The sequence below is a fragment of the Streptomyces sp. R28 genome (genome assembly GCF_041052385.1).
Taxonomy (GTDB): Bacteria; Actinomycetota; Actinomycetes; order Streptomycetales; family Streptomycetaceae; genus Streptomyces.
Map to the genome: position 1 here is coordinate 8255332 of NZ_CP163439.1, position 16484 is coordinate 8271815.

General features: G+C 68.5%; 10 protein-coding genes and 1 pseudogene. 9 read left to right on the forward strand and 2 right to left on the reverse strand.

What is annotated here, in order from left to right:
• Positions 1-276 precede the first annotated feature (276 nt).
• From AB5J49_RS36170 to AB5J49_RS36185, 4 genes are all read left to right on the forward strand, one after another.
• The gene (locus tag AB5J49_RS36170) at positions 277-1626 is read left to right on the forward strand and encodes a sodium:solute symporter (protein WP_369173059.1); all 1350 of its coding nucleotides are present in this window, start codon (positions 277-279) and stop codon (positions 1624-1626) included.
• A gap of 16 nt (positions 1627-1642) precedes the next feature.
• Positions 1643-2281 carry a sigma-70 family RNA polymerase sigma factor gene (locus AB5J49_RS36175; protein WP_369173060.1) on the forward strand — a complete coding sequence of 213 codons (639 nt, stop codon included), beginning with the start codon at positions 1643-1645 and terminating at the stop codon, positions 2279-2281.
• Positions 2278-2544, forward strand: coding sequence for a hypothetical protein (locus AB5J49_RS36180; protein WP_369173061.1), 267 nt, complete (start codon positions 2278-2280; stop codon positions 2542-2544). Before AB5J49_RS36175 ends, AB5J49_RS36180 begins: the two co-directional genes overlap by 4 nt.
• Positions 2545-2959: 415 nt before the next feature.
• On the forward strand, positions 2960-4009 hold the full coding sequence (locus AB5J49_RS36185) for a hypothetical protein (RefSeq protein ID WP_369173062.1): 1050 nt from the start codon (positions 2960-2962) through the stop codon (positions 4007-4009).
• A gap of 253 nt (positions 4010-4262) precedes the next feature.
• Here the strand turns inward: AB5J49_RS36185 and AB5J49_RS36190 are convergent, their stop codons facing one another.
• Positions 4263-5786 carry a family 43 glycosylhydrolase gene (locus AB5J49_RS36190; protein WP_369173063.1) on the reverse strand — a complete coding sequence of 508 codons (1524 nt, stop codon included), beginning with the start codon at positions 5784-5786 and terminating at the stop codon, positions 4263-4265.
• An 83-nt stretch (positions 5787-5869) separates the two neighbouring features.
• A complete protein-coding gene (locus AB5J49_RS36195; protein ID WP_369173064.1) occupies positions 5870-7309 on the reverse strand; it encodes a glycoside hydrolase family 43 protein in 1440 nt (479 codons plus the stop codon).
• Positions 7310-7747: 438 nt separating this feature from the next.
• Here AB5J49_RS36195 and AB5J49_RS36200 point away from each other — a divergent pair, with 438 nt between their 5' ends.
• The 5 genes and pseudogenes from AB5J49_RS36200 to AB5J49_RS36220 all read left to right on the forward strand — a co-directional run bounded on the left by AB5J49_RS36200 (position 7748) and on the right by AB5J49_RS36220 (position 16263).
• Positions 7748-9319 carry a sigma-70 family RNA polymerase sigma factor gene (locus AB5J49_RS36200; protein WP_369173065.1) on the forward strand — a complete coding sequence of 524 codons (1572 nt, stop codon included), beginning with the start codon at positions 7748-7750 and terminating at the stop codon, positions 9317-9319.
• 186 nt (positions 9320-9505) lie between these two features.
• Positions 9506-11830 carry a family 43 glycosylhydrolase gene (locus tag AB5J49_RS36205; protein ID WP_369173066.1) on the forward strand — a complete coding sequence of 775 codons (2325 nt, stop codon included), beginning with the start codon at positions 9506-9508 and terminating at the stop codon, positions 11828-11830.
• Positions 11829-12187, forward strand: a pseudogene (locus AB5J49_RS36210) (hypothetical protein); the annotation flags it as partial. The gene AB5J49_RS36205 and the pseudogene AB5J49_RS36210, both read left to right, overlap by 2 nt.
• Positions 12188-12821: 634 nt before the next feature.
• Positions 12822-13775 (forward strand): S8 family serine peptidase, encoded by a 954-nt coding sequence (locus AB5J49_RS36215; protein ID WP_369173067.1) that lies wholly within the window; start codon positions 12822-12824, stop codon positions 13773-13775.
• A gap of 484 nt (positions 13776-14259) precedes the next feature.
• A complete protein-coding gene (locus tag AB5J49_RS36220) occupies positions 14260-16263 on the forward strand; it encodes a polyprenyl synthetase family protein (RefSeq protein ID WP_369173068.1) in 2004 nt (667 codons plus the stop codon).
• Positions 16264-16484: the final 221 nt, after the last annotated feature.

Genomic DNA, 16484 nt, shown 5'->3' on the forward strand with positions numbered 1-16484 from the left:
CTTCAAGCGGAGCGGGGGGCAGTTCGGGCAGCATGCCCATGGGCACGGCCACCCTGCACCCCCTCACCCCATACCGAGGGGGGCATCATCAGCGCGACGATCGGCGTCGGCTTCACGCTCGCCATCTGCTGTGCGCTCTTAGCCGGCCTGCGCCGGCCGCCTCGCGAAGAACTGCCCCATCCCGCCCGCTGGGCGCTGGGCGGCCGCAGCCTCGGCACTGCCGCCACCTGTCTGCTGCTGGGCGGAACCATCTACACGTCGTACACCTATCTCGCCGTGCCCGGCCTCATGTTCGGCACCGGCGGGCTGGCGCTGTACGCCCTCGTGTACACCATGCTGCTCTCGCCGCTGATCATGATCTTCCTTCCCCGGTTGCGGGACGTGGCCGCCAAGCACGGTCTGATCACCGCGGCGGACTACGTGCGCGCCCGGCACGGCTCACATCCGCTGGCGCTGGCGACGGCCCTGACCGGCATCCTGGCGACGATGCCCTACCTGGGACTCCAAGTAGTCGGCATGACCGCGGTGTTGCGCTCCTTGGGGCTGGCCCCCGACGGTCTGGCGGGCTGTGTGGTACTCACCCTGCTCTTCCTCGTCTTCGCCGTGGCAACCCACCCCGGAGGCCTGCGCGCCTGCGTGCGGATGTCGGTGGTCAAGGCGCTGCTGATCGGCGGCGCGGTCGTTGTCGTGCTCATCCTGACCGTGGCCCGGCTGGGCCCACCGGGGCATGTCTTCGACCTGGCCGACCGCCGCAGCGACGCCATGGGGCAGCCCTTCGACATCCCGGCCCACAGCTTCACCGCGTACGCCACACTCGCCGTGGGTTCGGCACTGGCCCAACTCGTGTATCCGCAGGTCCTCCTGGTGGCCACGGCCAGCCGATCGAAGCAGTCGCTGCGCGCGGCGACCAACTTCCTTCCGGCCTGGAGCATGTCGCTGGGGCTGTGGGCCTTCTTCGGGGTCGCCGCGCTCGCCGCCGGGGTGCGGACTCCGGCCGGGCACGGGGAACTCGCCGTCCCCGCGCTGGTCGGCAGGATCGCCCCCGACTGGCTGGCCGGTCCGGTCTTCGGGGCGCTGGCGGTGGCGGGCCTGCTCCCGGCAGTCGTCATGGCGATGAGCATGTCGATGCTGTTCATACGGAACATCTACGTCGAGTACCTCAACCCCACCGCCACGCCCGCGCACGAGGTCCGCGCCGCCCGAGGCCCCGCGCTCGCCATCATGGCGGGTGCCGTGGCCTTCGCCCTGTTCATGAAGCCCCAGGACGCCATCAACCTCCATCTCCTGGGCGGCGTCTGGATTCTGCAGACCTTCCCCTCGGTCGCGGTGTCCTTGTTCACCCGCTGGTTCCACCAGCGCGCCCTGTTCACCGGCTGGGCCGTGGGCATGCTGGCCGGCACCGCTCTGCTCGGTATGCACGGCTTCTCCTCGGTCGTCGACATCGGCATCGGCCCCGTGCACGCTCCCGTCTATGTCGCCGTGACGGCCCTCGCGCTCAACCTTGTCGTGGCCGCGGCGCTCACGCCCGTCCTCGACGCGCTCGGCGTCCCCCGCGGCCGGGACTGCACCGCCGATGACGGCGCGTGGGAACGCCGCGGTTCGAAATACACCTTCGTAGTCCACTGAGTGAGGACCGCCCACCGTGAAGTCGCTCCGGTCAGGACACACCGGCTCGCCCCAGGCCACCACGCCCCGCATACCCCTGCGCCCGGACCCGCCCGCCCCGCAAGCCGCCACCGTGCAGGCACCCGAGGACGGCGCCGACGCCCGGCTCGATCTGCGGGAAGCCGACCGCGAGGTGGCGATCGCCTACCTCTTCGACCAGCAGTACGCCCGGCTGCTACGGCTGGCGGTCCTGCTCGGGGCCGAGCAGGACGCGGAGGACATAGTCTCCGAGGCGTTCTGCCAACTCCACCACCGTTGGGCGAAGTTGAACACGCCTGAGGCGGCCGCCGGATACCTCCGCTCCATCGTGTGCAACCTGACCCGGATGCGGATACGCCGTATCAAGCTCGTCCGCCGGCACACCTACCAGGAGCCGGACGACATCGTCTGCTCGGCCGAGCAGCAGGTCTTGCTCAATGACGACCAGCGGGCCCTGGTTGCCGCGCTGCGCACGTTGACCGCCCGCCAACGCCAGGTTCTGGTGCTGAGGTACTGGCTGGACCTCAAGGAAGCCGAGATCGCCGAGACGCTGAAGATCTCCGCGGGTGCCGTGAAGTCGCACTCGGCCCGAGGCATGGCGAAGCTGGCGACCGCTATGACGGGAGCGGTCCAGTGAAGCCCGATACCGAAGAGGTGCTGCGCGCCGCCCTTGCGAACGTGGCCTCGTCGGTACCGGACGCGTCGGCGACGTCCTACCGCAAGGTGCAGATCCGCTGGCGCCGCCGCGAATACCGGCGCCGCTGCTTCGTCGCCGTGCTGGTGCTCCTCATCGTCGTCGTGGTCTGCGCCATCGGCCTGTTGATGCTCTCAGGCGCGTCGCCGGACACCCACGTGATCTTCAACACCGCGACGACGCCGCCACCCCTCGTCCCGCGCTGACCAGCTTCATCGAAGGCCGGACGGGGTGGCGGCATTCGTGAATCAAATGTCCCGGAAGGGACCAGCCAACGCCGTGACCTGCGGCGTCCAGCCATCGCAGGCCGTTGACCTGCATGAATGCCCTTTCGGCTGTTTCACGCTCGTACTGGCTTATGCAGCCGGAAGTCCCAGGAAAGTCCCAGAGGACTCCCACTGCCAGGATCCGCTCTTTCGGCTCTGTGTAGGGCGTGCGGGTGCACTGTGGGCTGGTGATCGTGGATCGACGGTCTGCCCCGAATGAACGGCAACGCTCGCTCCTCGAACGGCTCGCGGCCGGTGAGGAGCATCCCGCAGCCCGGGCGCCGGGGGAATGGCGTTCGGCGGCGGGGGGGGGCAGGCGGCATCCGGCGGACTTGCTGGGTGCAGGGGCAGCTCCGTGCCCTCCACCGAACGGCCCGTCGCTCGTGCGCGACGAGCCAAGGCGACCGAGTTGGTCGAGCGGCTGCTCACCGAGGGCGTGTTCGTATCCCCCGATGACGGCCAGATCGCCGAGTGGCGGGAGGTCATCGGCTATGCGAAGCAGCACGGCCTGGAGCCTCCGGGCGAGCGTATCGAGAAGGTCCGCTTCGGCGCAGGTGGGTTGGAGCTGTATCTCGCAGAGGGACCGCATCCCAACGCACGGAGCCGGAAGCAGAGGGGCGACGCCTCGGTGGTTCCGGCTCCTACACGGCTGACTTCTCCTCATCCGATCGTGGCCGCCACCCTGCTGCCCCGGTACCGTAACTGCCGTTACAACAAGGCGACCGGCGCGACCTTCGCGTGGTGCGACTTCCCGGGACCGCTGTCCGCCGGAGCGGCGTACCAGACGGACGCCCCGGTGACCGCAGTGGCCGACCGGACGGCGCGCAGCGGCAACGGCAACGTGTCCTTCACCGTGTGGCGCACGGTCGACGCCGACTATCTGTCGCGGCTGCCCGCGTCTGCCCCGCACGGCAGCGGCGGCTCCCTGAGGCTGCGGCCCGTCGACGGCAGCGGCTTCACCGGCATCGACATAGGGCCGAGCGAGTCGGCCCGCGGGGGGCTGGCTTTCGAGACCACCCAGCTGTACGACGTGGAGGCCGTCGGCTTCGCCATCACGGGCAGGGTCGGCCAGGTGACCGACATCACCGTGCCCTACCCGAGGGGCAACGGCTGGAGCAGGCCCGACGGGACGGGGGAGATCCGGGTGACGCTCCCCGAAGGTGTCACGCTGATCGATGTGCCTCCTGAGCCGCACTCGGGTGACACCCCCTACTGCTACCCCGACCCGCAGCAGGAGCACCGAGCCGCGTGCCCGGGTCCGCAACCCCCCGGCACGGTGATGCGCGTGCGCATCGACAAGCGTGTAGACGGCGCACGGGGCAGGGTCACGGCGCACTCGGACCCGCGCATCGATCCGAACCAGGTCAACAACACGGCGCCGGTGACCGTGCGATACCTCGGATAGGGCCTGTCCGGCACCCGGCGTACCAGGGCCGTCCGCGGGGCCGGGCGCCCGAACAGGCCCTGACTGAGGTGGCACAGCGGCGGCTTGGACGGTTCCGCGCACGGGCGGTCGCCGTGGGAGCGGACGATGTCCTTGCCGTGCGCGGGCCGTCCCCCGTCCGACGGGGGGCTGTCGGCCGACCGCCAAGGGCCTGGTGACTCGCCAGAGTGGACGGGCGCGAGCACCGATCCTCAGGCCGGCCTTCTTGTGGTGGTCAGGTGCTTGGTACCAGCCTCCACAGCTGGCAGTTGTTGTTCAGCCAGGTCCACTGGCGGACGTCGGTGCCGTTGGCGGTACCGCAGTTGGCGACGTCGGCGACCTTGCCGCTGTTCTCGTTCACGATCCGCACGTGGTCACCGGTGGCCGTGTACACCAGGCGGAACTTCTGGCAGTTGTTGTTCAGCCAGGACCACTGACGGATGTCCGTGCCGTCGGCCGTCCCGCAGTTGGCGGTGTCCATGACCTTGCCGGTCGCGACGCTGACCAGCCGGTTGGTGTCGTTGCCCAGGTCCTCGATCCGCCACTTCTGGTTGGCGCCGCCGTTGCAGGTCCACTGGAGGATGTTGGTGCCGTCGGCGGTGTTGCCGCCCGACACGTCCAGGCACTTGCCGCTGTTGCGGTTCACGAGCGTGTACGCGGTCGGGGTGGCCGCCGTCTCCCCGGAGGGACCCGGCAGGGTGGTGCCGAGGCCCACGGGGGTGCCGAAGTGCGGTGTGCCGTCGGCGTTCCAGGTGAACTTCTGGGCGCGGGTGGTGCGTTCGTTGCCACAGCGGTCGGTGGTGGAGTCGTTGGCGTGGTAGACGATCCAGTTCTCGGTGCCGTCGGGGGAGGTGAAGAAGCCGTTGTGGCCGGAACCGTACACGCCGGCCGCGTCATCGCGGCGGAAGACCGGTGACGGCTTCTTCGTCCAGGCGGCGGGGTTCAGCGGGTCGGAACCGGTCAGTTCCAGCTGGCCGAGCTGGTAGTCGGGGGTGGCGCAGGAGCTCGCGGAGTAGATGAGGAAGGTGCGGCCGTCGTGTTGCAGCGGTTCCGGGCCCTCGTTGACGGGTGAGCCCAGGGTCTCCCAGCTGAAGGTGGGCGTGGAGATGACGGTCCAGTTCCCGCTGACGGTGTACGGGTTGGTCATCGGGGCGATGACCAGGCTGGGCGGCGTGCTGCTGTTCGTTCGTCCGCTGCCGACCATGTAGCTCTGACCGTTCACCCGAAGGACGCTCGCGTCGATCAGCCAGTTGGTCGGGTAGAGGTTGGCACCCGTGATCATCGACTTGTACGTGTACGGGCCCATCGGGTCCGTACCTGCGCTTTCCAGGACATGCGTGCGCTGCGTGCCGTTCGCCCCGCAGCACGGCGTGCCGCTCTGTCCGGCGCTGTAGTAGAGGTACCAGTGGCCGTCGGAGAAGTGGATCTCCGGGGCCCAGATGTTGGAGTTGCGGGTGGGAGTGGTGTCCGACCAGATCTGCACGCTGGGAGCGGTGGCGAGGCCGGCGAGGGTGGGCGACTTGCGCATGCCCAGGATGCCGGTGAACGTGGTGGTGACGAGGTAGTAGTTGCCGTCGTAGTACTCGAGCCAGGGGTCGGCGCCCTTCACCGACTTGAGCGGGTTCGCGTACGGTCGGCCGTCGGCCGCGGACGCGGGTCCCTGCGCACAGACCAGCGCCGTGAACAACGCCACGGCGCTGGCCAGCCACGGCCTGAGACGGGGAAGGGGCACGGTACTTCCTTTCCACATGTTCGCCATGTCGGATGCCGTTCGGTGAGTTGCTCGATCGCGACGCCGGCGCTCTCCCAGGGAGGCGCCGGCTCCGGCATCCCGGTTTCAGGTCAGTTCGTCACGCGGAAGGTGGCGTCGTCGCGTCCCGTCGCGGTGGTGATCGGGTCGAGCTTCAGCTCGTACGCGTAGTGGCGGATGTACCGGTCCGGATAGTTGATCGACTGGAACGACGACCACGTGGAGTCGGCGAGCCCGGCTACCTGCCGGAAGGTCGCGTCCTGGGCGAACTGGCTGCTGCCGTCGTTGCGGACCAGTTGGAAGTCGAAGTTGGCGTGCCGCAGGAAGTACCCGGGGTTGTTCACCGACTCGAAGGAGACGGTGCCGGTGCCCGTGAGGCCGGTCCGCAGCCGGAACTTGGAGTCCTCGATGGGGCTGACGTTCGGGTCGATGCGCACGTCGAAGTTGGTTTGCCGGACGTACCGGTCCTGGAAGTTGTACGACTGGAGCCGCTGCGCCGTGGTGTTGGGCCAGCGGGCGAGCACGCGGCTCTCCTCGGCGGCCGTCAGGTTCATGATCCAGCCGTGGCGCTTCTTCGTGCCGCCCATGTTGTAGCTGGTCGACGCCTGCTTCTGGTAGGAGGCGGGGTTGGACGGGTCGGTCGTCAGGACCGGCATGTAACCGCCGCCGGAGGCGTACTGGTCGAGGTAGAGGGCCCACTTGTTGGTGCCGTTGAACTTCATCCACATCGGGCCCTCGACCATCGACCCGGTCAGGCCGATGCCGGAGAGGTTGCCGAGGTTGGTCCACGTCCCGAGGATCGAGTTGCTGCCCTCAAGGGTGATCTGACCGTCGCCGGAGGCCCGCACGTAGCGGTAGTTACCGACACCGGCCGGGACCTCGATGATCTGGGTGTCGATGATTTCCTGGGTGCCGGGGCGCTCGATGTAGGTCTGCGGGGTGCTGATGGTGCGGAAGTCGCTCGTGTGGGAGTAGTAGATGCGGTGCTTCGTAACGCCGTTGAGGGGCACGTTCGTCGCCCAGTACAGGATGTAGTCGTTGCTGGCCGGGTCCCAGATCGCCTCCGGCGCCCACGCGTTGCGTCCGTCGGGGATGGCGCCGGCGACGTTCAGCAGCCGCGGCTGCGACCAGGTGACCAGGTCCGTCGACTCCCACACCACCAGGTTGCGGCTGCCGTCGTTGATGGACTGACTCCACGTCTGCCCGCAGCTGATGCACAGGTCCGTCGCGATGATCCAGTACTTGCTGCCGTCGGGGGATCTCACGAACGCGGGGTCACGCACCCCCTTCGTACCGACGGTGGAGCGCAGGACCATGCCGCCGCCGTTGAGGTCGTTCCAGTGCACGCCGTCCGTGCTGTGCGAGAGGTACATCTGCTGATTGGTCGACCCCTCCCCGGTGAAATGCACCATCAGGTAGCCGGGATCGGCGGCGGCCGCCCGCTGAGGTGTGGCCAGGGATTGGGAGGTGAAGAAGAGGCCGACGGCGACGAATATCGCCGCGAGCCGGGTGAGCGATCTTGATGTGCGCATGTCCTGTCTTTCTGCGGGTGCCGGGCCGGGGTGGAAGTGGGGTGACGGACGCCAGGTCCGCGGTCGAGGCGCAGACGGCGTTGATGCGCTTGCCGCTGCGGCGGGCCCCGCTCAAGCCGGGGTGGGGGCCGAGGGATCGGCGAGCGGGCAGGATGTTCGATATGTCGGACATTGTTCGTGAATTCGGCGAAAAGTTAGAGGGAGGTAAAAGCGAGTGTCAAGAGGGATGAAGGAGCAGAAACAGCGTGGCCTCCGTCTGTCCTCGGGATGGGGCGTACGCACAGGAGACGCACCGGCGCGTCGCGCATAACGGAAAACACGGAACGGACGAAGGCCCGGGGCGGCACCTGAGAAGCGACCCACACCCGTCCTCCGGATTCGCTCCTGGCACACTGTCGCCTCGGCACATCGGCACGGCGACGGGACGGGTGGGGCGGGGTGCGCTCGAAGGACAGGCAGGAGCGGCCGGACGTCGCCGTCGTCATGGCGGCGCGGGCGGGGGACCGGCAGGCCTCGGAACAGCTGGTACGGGACTGTCTGCCGTTGGTCTACAACATCGTCGGGCGGGCGCTGGACGGGCACAGCGACGTCGACGACGTGGTCCAGGAGACGATGGTGCGGGTCCTGGACGGGTTGCCCGGACTGGAGCAGCCGGATCGGTTCCGGTCCTGGCTCGTCGCCATCACCGTGCGACAGATCCGTGACCGGTGGCGCAGAGGGCGCACCTGGCTCACTGCGGAACCCCTGGAGGAGCACACCCAGGACACAGAGCCGCAGGCCGACTTCTCCGACCTGGCGATTCTCCGGCTCGCGCTGTCGGGCCAGCGGCGTGAAGCGGTGGAGGCGACCCGCTGGCTGGAGGACGAGGAACGCGAGGTACTCGCGCTGTGGTGGATGGAGAGCGCCGGTGAACTGACCCGCGGTGAGCTCTCGGCGGCCTGCGGCCTCACACCGCAGCACGCGGCGGTCCGAGTCCAGCGGGTCAAGGAAAGGCTGGAGACGGCGCGCACTGTCGTACGAGCCGTGACGGCCTCGCCGCGCTGCCCGGACCTGGCCGCCGTGCTCGCCTCGTGGGACGGGCGGCCGTCCGCGCTGTGGCGCAAGCGGCTGGCACGCCATGTCCGCGACTGTCCGCAGTGCCTGTCGAGCTCGTCCGACCTGATACCGGCGGAGGGGTTGCTGGCCGGCCTCGCGCTGGTGCCGGTGCCGGCCGGCCTGGCCGGCCTGGTACTGGCCAGGGTGCTGGGGGCGGAATCGGCCGGGGCGACCGTCGGCGCGGGCACGGGTACGGGCACGCATACGGTGAGCGGTGCGAGCCGTGCGGCGCGGACGATCGGCAGGCTGGCCGCCAAGCCCGCGGCGGCGGCAGCCGCAGGTGCTGTCACGCTCGCGGCTGCCGGAGTGGCCTGGTACGCCTCCACGGGGTCGCACGAGCCGGCCGCGCGGCCCGCCGTCGGTGCCCCGCTGTCGCCCGCCGTCTCGTCCGTGCCGCCGCCCCCGAGGACGTCGGTCTCACCGACACCGACACCGAAACCGACGCCGACAGCATCCCCGGCGACGACGGCTGAGGCGCGGGTTTCCGGGCGGCATGCCCTGCGGTCGGTCGACAACCCCGGCGCATACGTGAGCCAGGCCGGCCGGCTCGGCATCCTGGCTCAGGCCGGCGTCACCAGTTCCGCGGCCACCCGGCAGGCGGCCACCTTCACCTTCGTTCCCGGCCTGGCCGACCCCCGCTGCTACTCACTCAGGGACGCCTCGGGCAGGTACCTGCGGCACTACGCCTTCCGTATCCGGCTGGACCCCGACGACCGGTCCGCCATCTTCCGGAAGGACGCCACCTTCTGCCCCCGTTCCGGTTCCACGGCCGGTTCGGTCTCCCTGGAGTCGTACAACTATCCGGGCCGTTACCTCCGCCATCGGGACAACCGGCAGTTGTGGCTCGACCCTTCGGAGAACACGGCCGCGTACCGGGCCAGCCGCTCCTTCGTCCTCGTGGCGCCCTGGACCTGACGCTGAACCGGCCCTGCCCTGAAGGAAATTGTTCGACGTATCGGACATTGTTCGTAAAGTATTGACGTCGACTCGCGGTTCACTTCACACTCACGCATCGCGATGTCATACGGGCGGCACGTCAGCACCTCGGCCGAGGTCTCGGGCCCCCTCCTCAGGCATGTCTTCATCACGGGATGTGAACCCATGCACAGCGTGAGACCTCAGCGCCGCCGAAGATTGTGGCCGGGCGCCGCCGCAGCCGTGACCGCCGCCGCGCTCCTGGCCGGTGTCCTCGGTCTGTCGGCCCCCGCCCAGGCGGCGGAGATCACCGACGGTCTGGCTCTCTGGTACAAACTCGACGCGACGTCGGGCACCGTGGCGGTGGACTCCTCGGGCAACGGCCGCAACGGAACCGTCAACGGCACCGCGGGCTGGTCGGGCACAGGGGAGGGACTGACGTTCAACGGTTCCGACACCTACATCAAGGTGCCGGACGACATCATGAGCGGGATGAACGCGATCACCGTCTCGATGGACGTGCAGATCGACGCCGCCCAGTCCACGCCGTACTTCCTCTACGGCTTCGGCAACACCAGCAACGGCGCCGGCAACGGGTACCTGTTCACCACCGGCAACACTTTCCGGACCGCCATCGCCTCCGGGGGCTTCGCCACCGAGCAGAACACCCGGACCTCCGCCGCGCTGCCGCGCTCGGTCTGGAAGCACGTCACCTACACCCAGACCGGCACCACGGGCGTCCTCTACCAGGACGGCGTGGAGGTGGCCCGCAACACCTCGGTCACCGCCACCCCCGGTTCCATCGGGTCGGGCACCACCACGGCCAACTACGTCGGCAAGTCGCTCTACAGCAGTGACAAGCTCTTCAAGGGCAAGATGCGCGACTTCCGCGTCTACAACCGCGCGCTGACGCCCGCCGAGGTCTTCGAACTCAGCGGGAACACCACGGGTATCACCGCGGCCACCCACTCCGCGCTGAAGATCGACGCCATCATCGACGACGCGGGCAGCAGGATCACGCTGCCGCTGAAGGAGGGCACGGACCTCACCGCGCTCGCCCCGCAGTTCACCCTCGTCCAGGGCGCCTCCATCAGCCCGCCCTCCGGCACCCCGCGCGACTTCACCAAGCCCGTGACGTACGAGGTCACCGGCCCCGACGGCGCGCGTCGCACCTGGACGGTCGAGGCACTGATCATGAGGAGTCCGGTCCTGCCGGGGCTCAACGCCGACCCGAACATCGTCCGGTTCGGCGACACCTACTACCTCTACCCGACCATCGACGGCTTCGCGAACTGGAGCGGTACGCAGTTCAAGGCCTACTCCTCCAAGGACCTGGTCCACTGGACGGACCACGGCGTCATCCTCGACCTCGGTCCTGACATCAGCTGGGCCAACAGCCGTGCCTGGGCCCCGACGGCGACCGCGAAGAACGGGAAGTACTACTTCTACTACTCCGCCGACACGAACATCGGTGTCGCGGTCTCCGACTCGCCCACCGGCCCGTTCAAGGACCCCCTGGGCAAGCCGCTGATCGCCCGCGGCGCCTACTCCGGCCAGATGATCGACCCGGCGGTCTTCACCGACGACGACGGTCAGTCGTACCTCTACTGGGGCAATGGCCAGGCGTACGTCGTCCCCCTGAACGACGACATGGTCTCCTTCGACGCCTCCAAGGTCACCGACATCACCCCCAGCGGCTTCCGCGAGGGCTCCTTCGTCATCAAGCGCAAGGGCACCTACTACTTGATGTGGTCGGAGAACGACACCCGGGACGAGAACTACCGGGTCGCCTACGCCACCGGCTCCTCGCCCACCGGGCCCTGGACCAAGCGGGGCGTGATCCTGGAGAAGGACCTCTCCCTCGGCATCAAGGGACCCGGCCACCACTCCGTGGTGCAGGTCCCGAACACCGACGACTGGTACATCGCCTACCACCGCTTCGCCATCCCCGGCGGTGACGGCACCCACCGCGAAACCACCATCGACAGGATGGAGTTCGACGCCGACGGCCTGATCAAGAAGGTCGTCCCCACCCTGAGCAGCATCGCCCCGGTCTCCGGCGGCACGGTCCTGCCGGCCAACACCACCCGCTCACTCCGGTCGGTCAACTTCCCCGGCCGCTACGCCGTCGTGCGGTCCGACAGCCTCGGCTACCTCGACCCGGTGACGTCCTCCAGCACCGCGGCGGTCAAGCAGAGCGCCACCTTCACCGTCGTCCCCGGACTGGCCGACGGCAGCTGCTACTCGTTCCGTGACTCGTCCGGCCGCTACCTGCGCCACTTCGACTACCGGGTCCGCTTCGACGCGAGCAACGGCACGGCGACCTTCAACAAGGACGCCACGTACTGCGCCCGGCCCGGTTCGGCCACTGGCTCGGTCAGCCTGGAGTCGTACAACTACCCCGGCCGCTACCTCCGCCACTACAACTACGCGCTGCGTATCGACCCCTACCAGGACAACGCCACCTTCCGCGCCGACAGTTCCTTCACGGCGGTCAGCCCCTGGGCCTGATCTGCGCCACACCTGCCTGACGACGTGGCTCAACAGCGGCATCCCGCCGGCCCAGGTCGCCGAATGGGCTGGCAACAGCGTGCCGGTCCTGTTGGCCATCTACGCACGCTGCATCGTCGGCCGGCTAGACGACTACCTCAAACAGATCGAAGGCATCCAAGACCTCCCAAAGGTGGCGGCGTGAAGAGCGGCCTCGGAACCCTGCGAAGGGCGGGCTCCGAGGCCGCTCTGCTGTGTGCCGGGAGGGGCTGGAGGGCCTTCTCGGGCCCCGATTTTGTGGGGCGTGTGTGGGACGGACACCCGCAGAAACCCGGTTTTGGCCGGTGCTGGCCGGACTCCGCGCCGAGTGGAGGGTAGGAGTCCGATTCGTCTCGGCGATCAGTCAGACGCCGTCTGAACTGCGAAAACGTCACCAATCTGACAGAGCGTCAGTGGCGCCCACGGCAGGACTCGAACCTGCGGCCAAGCGCTTAGTTGACGGCCTTTCGGGGCAAGCTCTCACGGACTCGCGATCGCCGGGCCAGTGGTCACCGAGGTGCCGTCGTAGGGGGCTTCGACGGGCAGTCGCCACGGCTTCACCAGCGCCGGCAGCAGCATCCCCCGCCCTGCACGACCTCATCCGGTGACCACCAGGCAGACACCAGATGGTCAGCCGCGGCGGGACCGCCAGCGCCGCCGCTCGCCGTGTTCGGCTAAGTCCCTGATGGTGAAGTCGCGCTGCAGGTAGACCTCCGGGCTCCTCTCTCCCGGCTCCACCACGATGACGCCTGCTCGACCGTTCGGGAACGCGACAGTCTGAGCTGCCGGCCGGTGACCGACACATGCCCGCGTCGTTGAAGCACGCGGATAGTCGAAGTGCACAGCAGTGCCCCGGTCGTCATGGTCCGGGGCACCGTGCTGTGCGGCTCGGCTTCCGCCTTCCCCTGCCCCCGCGCTTCGGTGTCGTGAGGTGGGTCAGACGCAAGTCCCCTTTCCCACCTGGAGTCCATTCATGAAGCTTTCGCGCCATTTTCGCCGGTCGCTGGTCCTGACACCGCTGCTGCTGGCACAGGTCGCCCTCGCCGTTCCCGCCCACGCCGACAATACCCAGCACAACCCCTCCTGGGGACTGGACCGGATCGACCAGCGGGACCTGCCACTCGACGACTTGTACACCTACGACCGCTGGGCCGGCCTGGGCACCGACGTCTACGTCCTCGGCACCGGGATCAAGGTCACCCACCAAGAGTTCAGCGGCCGAGCCATCTGGGGTTACAACGCCGTGCATGGCAGCGCGAACGCCGATAAAAACGGGGAGGGAACCCACCTGGCGGGACTGGTCGGCGGCACGCGCTATGGCGTCGCCAAGAGGGCCACGCTCATCGCCGTCAAAGTGTTGGGCGACAACGGAAGCGGCACCGACACGGACCTCATCGACGGTATCCAGTGGGCGGTCCGCCGCGCGGTGCGCGGTGGGAGCACGAATCGATCCGTCGTCCTCATCAGCAGCAGCTCGAGTGGCCTCAGCCCTGCGGTGAACAAAGCCGTGGCTGCTGCGGTCAATGCCGGTGTCGTCGTGGTCGTCCCAGCGGGCAACAGCAACAGCGACGCCAGCAGCTTCAGCCCCGCATCGGAGCCACTGGCCATCACGGTGGGCGCCCTCGCCCACGGCATCCTCAACAACGCGGAGACCAAGACCCTCTCCTCCAACAACGGGAAGTCCCTCGACCTCTTCGCCCCCGGCGCGGACATGCCCAGCGCGTGGATCGGCTCCGACACCGCCACCCAGAAGCGGAGCGGCACCGGCGTCGCCGCCGCCCTTGTCGCCGGCACCGCAGCTAGCCGCCTCCTTACCGGGCCGAACCCGGGCGCTGTCGCGACTCAGCTCATCAGCTCCGCCACCACCGGCCACATGATCAGCCTCGGCCTCACCGGAACGCCCAACCGCATCCTCTACAGCCGCTGACACTCTTGTGCCCGCGGGTCTGTACGGTCTTCGGCTGGACAGACCTGCCCCGAATCTTGAGGTTCAGACACAGGCTCTGACGCTCATGGAAGCGGGCGGCGGCGGAGACGGACTGGAGACGCGCCATGTTCGGCGGCCGGCCGGTTCCGCAGGGGGAAGTGGCCGCGCTACGCGGAGAGGTTGGAGAAGGGCTCACTGGCCAAAGTCACAGATCAGTAGATTCGGCCAGTTCATGCGATTAGGTGGTTTACGTCAGGACTGTGCGCACACTGCCACAGGTTTCTGTTTCCTGGTGGCGAGACGCGGGGGTGGTCACAACAGGGAGCGGATACTGCGACGTCCTGCTGCTGCGTGTCGGCTGTCCTCCCGCTCGTTGAACACCGACCAGTGTCAGGAGCGCAGAATGCCACCCTCTGGGATTGACCCGGCCGTTTTTCCGTGTCTGGAGGCGGACTTGGACAGGGTCCGTGACGCTCTGGGGCCGGTGCGTATCCAGGGCCGGCCCGAACTCGACGCGCTCACTCAGGAAGGGCCCGGTACGTCCCGTGGCCTGGTCCGTCCCACCCTTGCTCTGCTCTCGTACTACGTTCTTACGGATCCTTCGGCGCCGGCCGATGACCGGGCCGTGCGTGCCGCTGCGGCCGTCGAACTGCTGCACCTGGGCGCGCTCTATCACGATGACGTCGTGGACCATGCTCACGAGCGCCGGGGCCGCCCCAGCGCCAACGCGGTGTGGGGTGAGCACCTCGCCATCCTCGCCGGGGACTGCGTGATGCTCACCGGCCTCAACATGCTGGCGCAGCTCGGTCAGCGTGAAGTCATCGCCGGGACGATGGCGAACGAGCGGATGTGCGCCGGCATGGTGATGGAGGCGGCCGACCTGCATTCGGCCTCGCGCAGCGAGCAGGCATACTTCGACGCGATCGACGGCAAGACGGCGCAACTGTTCGCCCTGGCCTGCCGGGTGGGAGCAATGCAGGCGAACAGGGAGAGTGGCCGACAGGACGGCCGGCAGGAGGACCGGGAGGAGGCGCTGGCCGGGTTCGGCTGGCAGTTCGGGCGCGCCTATCAGCTGCGCGATGACATCCTCGATCTGACCTCCACCGCCGAGGAGTTGGGCAAGCCCGTCAACACGGATCTGTCCGAGGGCGTCTACACCCTGCCGGTGATCCGCGCGGCTTCCCGCGACCGCGACCGCGACCTCGGCCGCCTTCTGGGCAAGGAGCTGACACAGGAGGAGGCCGCACGCGCCCGGGACCTCGTTCTCGCCTCGGGGGCTGTGCAGGAGGCACAGGCGGTGGCCGAGGCGCACATGGCCAGGGCCATTGATGAGCTCTCCCGCTTTGCCGATCGCGCCCATGCGCTCGATGGGCTGACGGCCTACGCGCAGGCCGTACTCGACCGGCCGGCTGCTTCCCGCCCCGTGACCGTTCCCCGCCAGGTCCGGCAGGCACCCCAGCCGCAGGACAGCACGCAGGCTCAGCAGGTCACGCAGTGGGTGAAGGGCTGGCTCGTGGACACCGGCATCCCCGCCACCCCGGCCGAGGCCGATCACCACCGGCTGACGGGCTCTCTGTCGATGATCGAGCGGGTCCTTCCCCGGGTGGCGGAGGGAGCCACCAACGCCGATGGCAGCGACGATGGCCTCCTCGAGAGGAAGCGGACCAGTGCAGCCTTGGGCACGGTGTTCGGTGTGTGGGACGACCTGTTCGAGGATCCGCAGCTGACAGACCCACAAGCCGTCACCGCACTGAGGGAAGGACTGGTGGCGACACTGCGCCAGGATCCGGGCAAACCCTGGACACCCGGCGCGATCCCGGCGTCCTGGGCCCAGTTGTGGCCGCGCCTGTGCAAAGGCAGGACAGTGCGATGGCAGGAGGCATTGCTCGACAACATCGAGGACTGGCTCCACGCCTGCGAGCGTGAGACGCACCACCGCATCAGCGGTTACATCCCCTCACCGGCGGACTGGCTGTCGTTGCGGAGGTCGACCGGTGGATTCGAGGTCGGCATGGCGTGCTCGGAGATCGTGCAGGACCGGGAGATGCCGCCGGCGGTGCGCAGCCACCGCATGGTCCGACGCCTTGAGGACCTCGGCTTCTTCGTCGTCTTCGCTGAGAACGACATGGTGGGAGTGGACCAGGACGAGGCAGACCAGGTCCCCTACAACCTCGTCCGGGCGATCCGTCACGAGATGGGGTGCAGCCGCGCGGAAGCCATCGAGCGTGTGGAGCGCCAGGTGGCGGAGAAACGTGCCCAGTTCAACGCGGTATTCACGTATGTACCTGTACTCTTCCGCACGTTGCCCGGCCTCTCCGGCAAGGGAAACCGGTATGCGGCGATCTACGACATGTTGAAGCTTTTCCTTGACATGCGGCAGGAAGAGTCCGAAAGGTACCAGCCCGATACCGCAGCGGACGGCCCAGACCTGGAGCGCCTGCGCCGTGAGATCAGCCGGCCCGCCGCCCCGGCCCCGTCCACGCGCTAGCCCCGGGAACTAGTGCCGCGACAGGCAACGTTCGCCCCGTCGCGACGCCCGGCACGCTCCCCCACTGCCTCAAGGGCGTGGGAGGTGCCCCCACTCGCCGCACCGGCCGGAAACCCAAGTACGCCCAGTACGAGGGCTTCCGGCCGGCACGCCGAGAGCACGCACCGGACGCCGCTCCTTCACGGACAAACGTTGCCTGCCGCGGCACTAGAGGAACACGG

What these genes read in the sequence shown, in the direction of transcription:
- AB5J49_RS36215 (WP_369173067.1), top strand. Translation starts at nt 12,822, where the DNA reads ATGAAGCTTTCGCGCCATTTTCGCCGGTCGCTGGTCCTGACACCGCTG.
- AB5J49_RS36205 (WP_369173066.1), top strand. Translation starts at nt 9,506, where the DNA reads ATGCACAGCGTGAGACCTCAGCGCCGCCGAAGATTGTGGCCGGGCGCC.
- AB5J49_RS36190 (WP_369173063.1), bottom strand. Translation starts at nt 5,786, where the DNA reads ATGGCGAACATGTGGAAAGGAAGTACCGTGCCCCTTCCCCGTCTCAGG.
- AB5J49_RS36195 (WP_369173064.1), bottom strand. Translation starts at nt 7,309, where the DNA reads ATGCGCACATCAAGATCGCTCACCCGGCTCGCGGCGATATTCGTCGCC.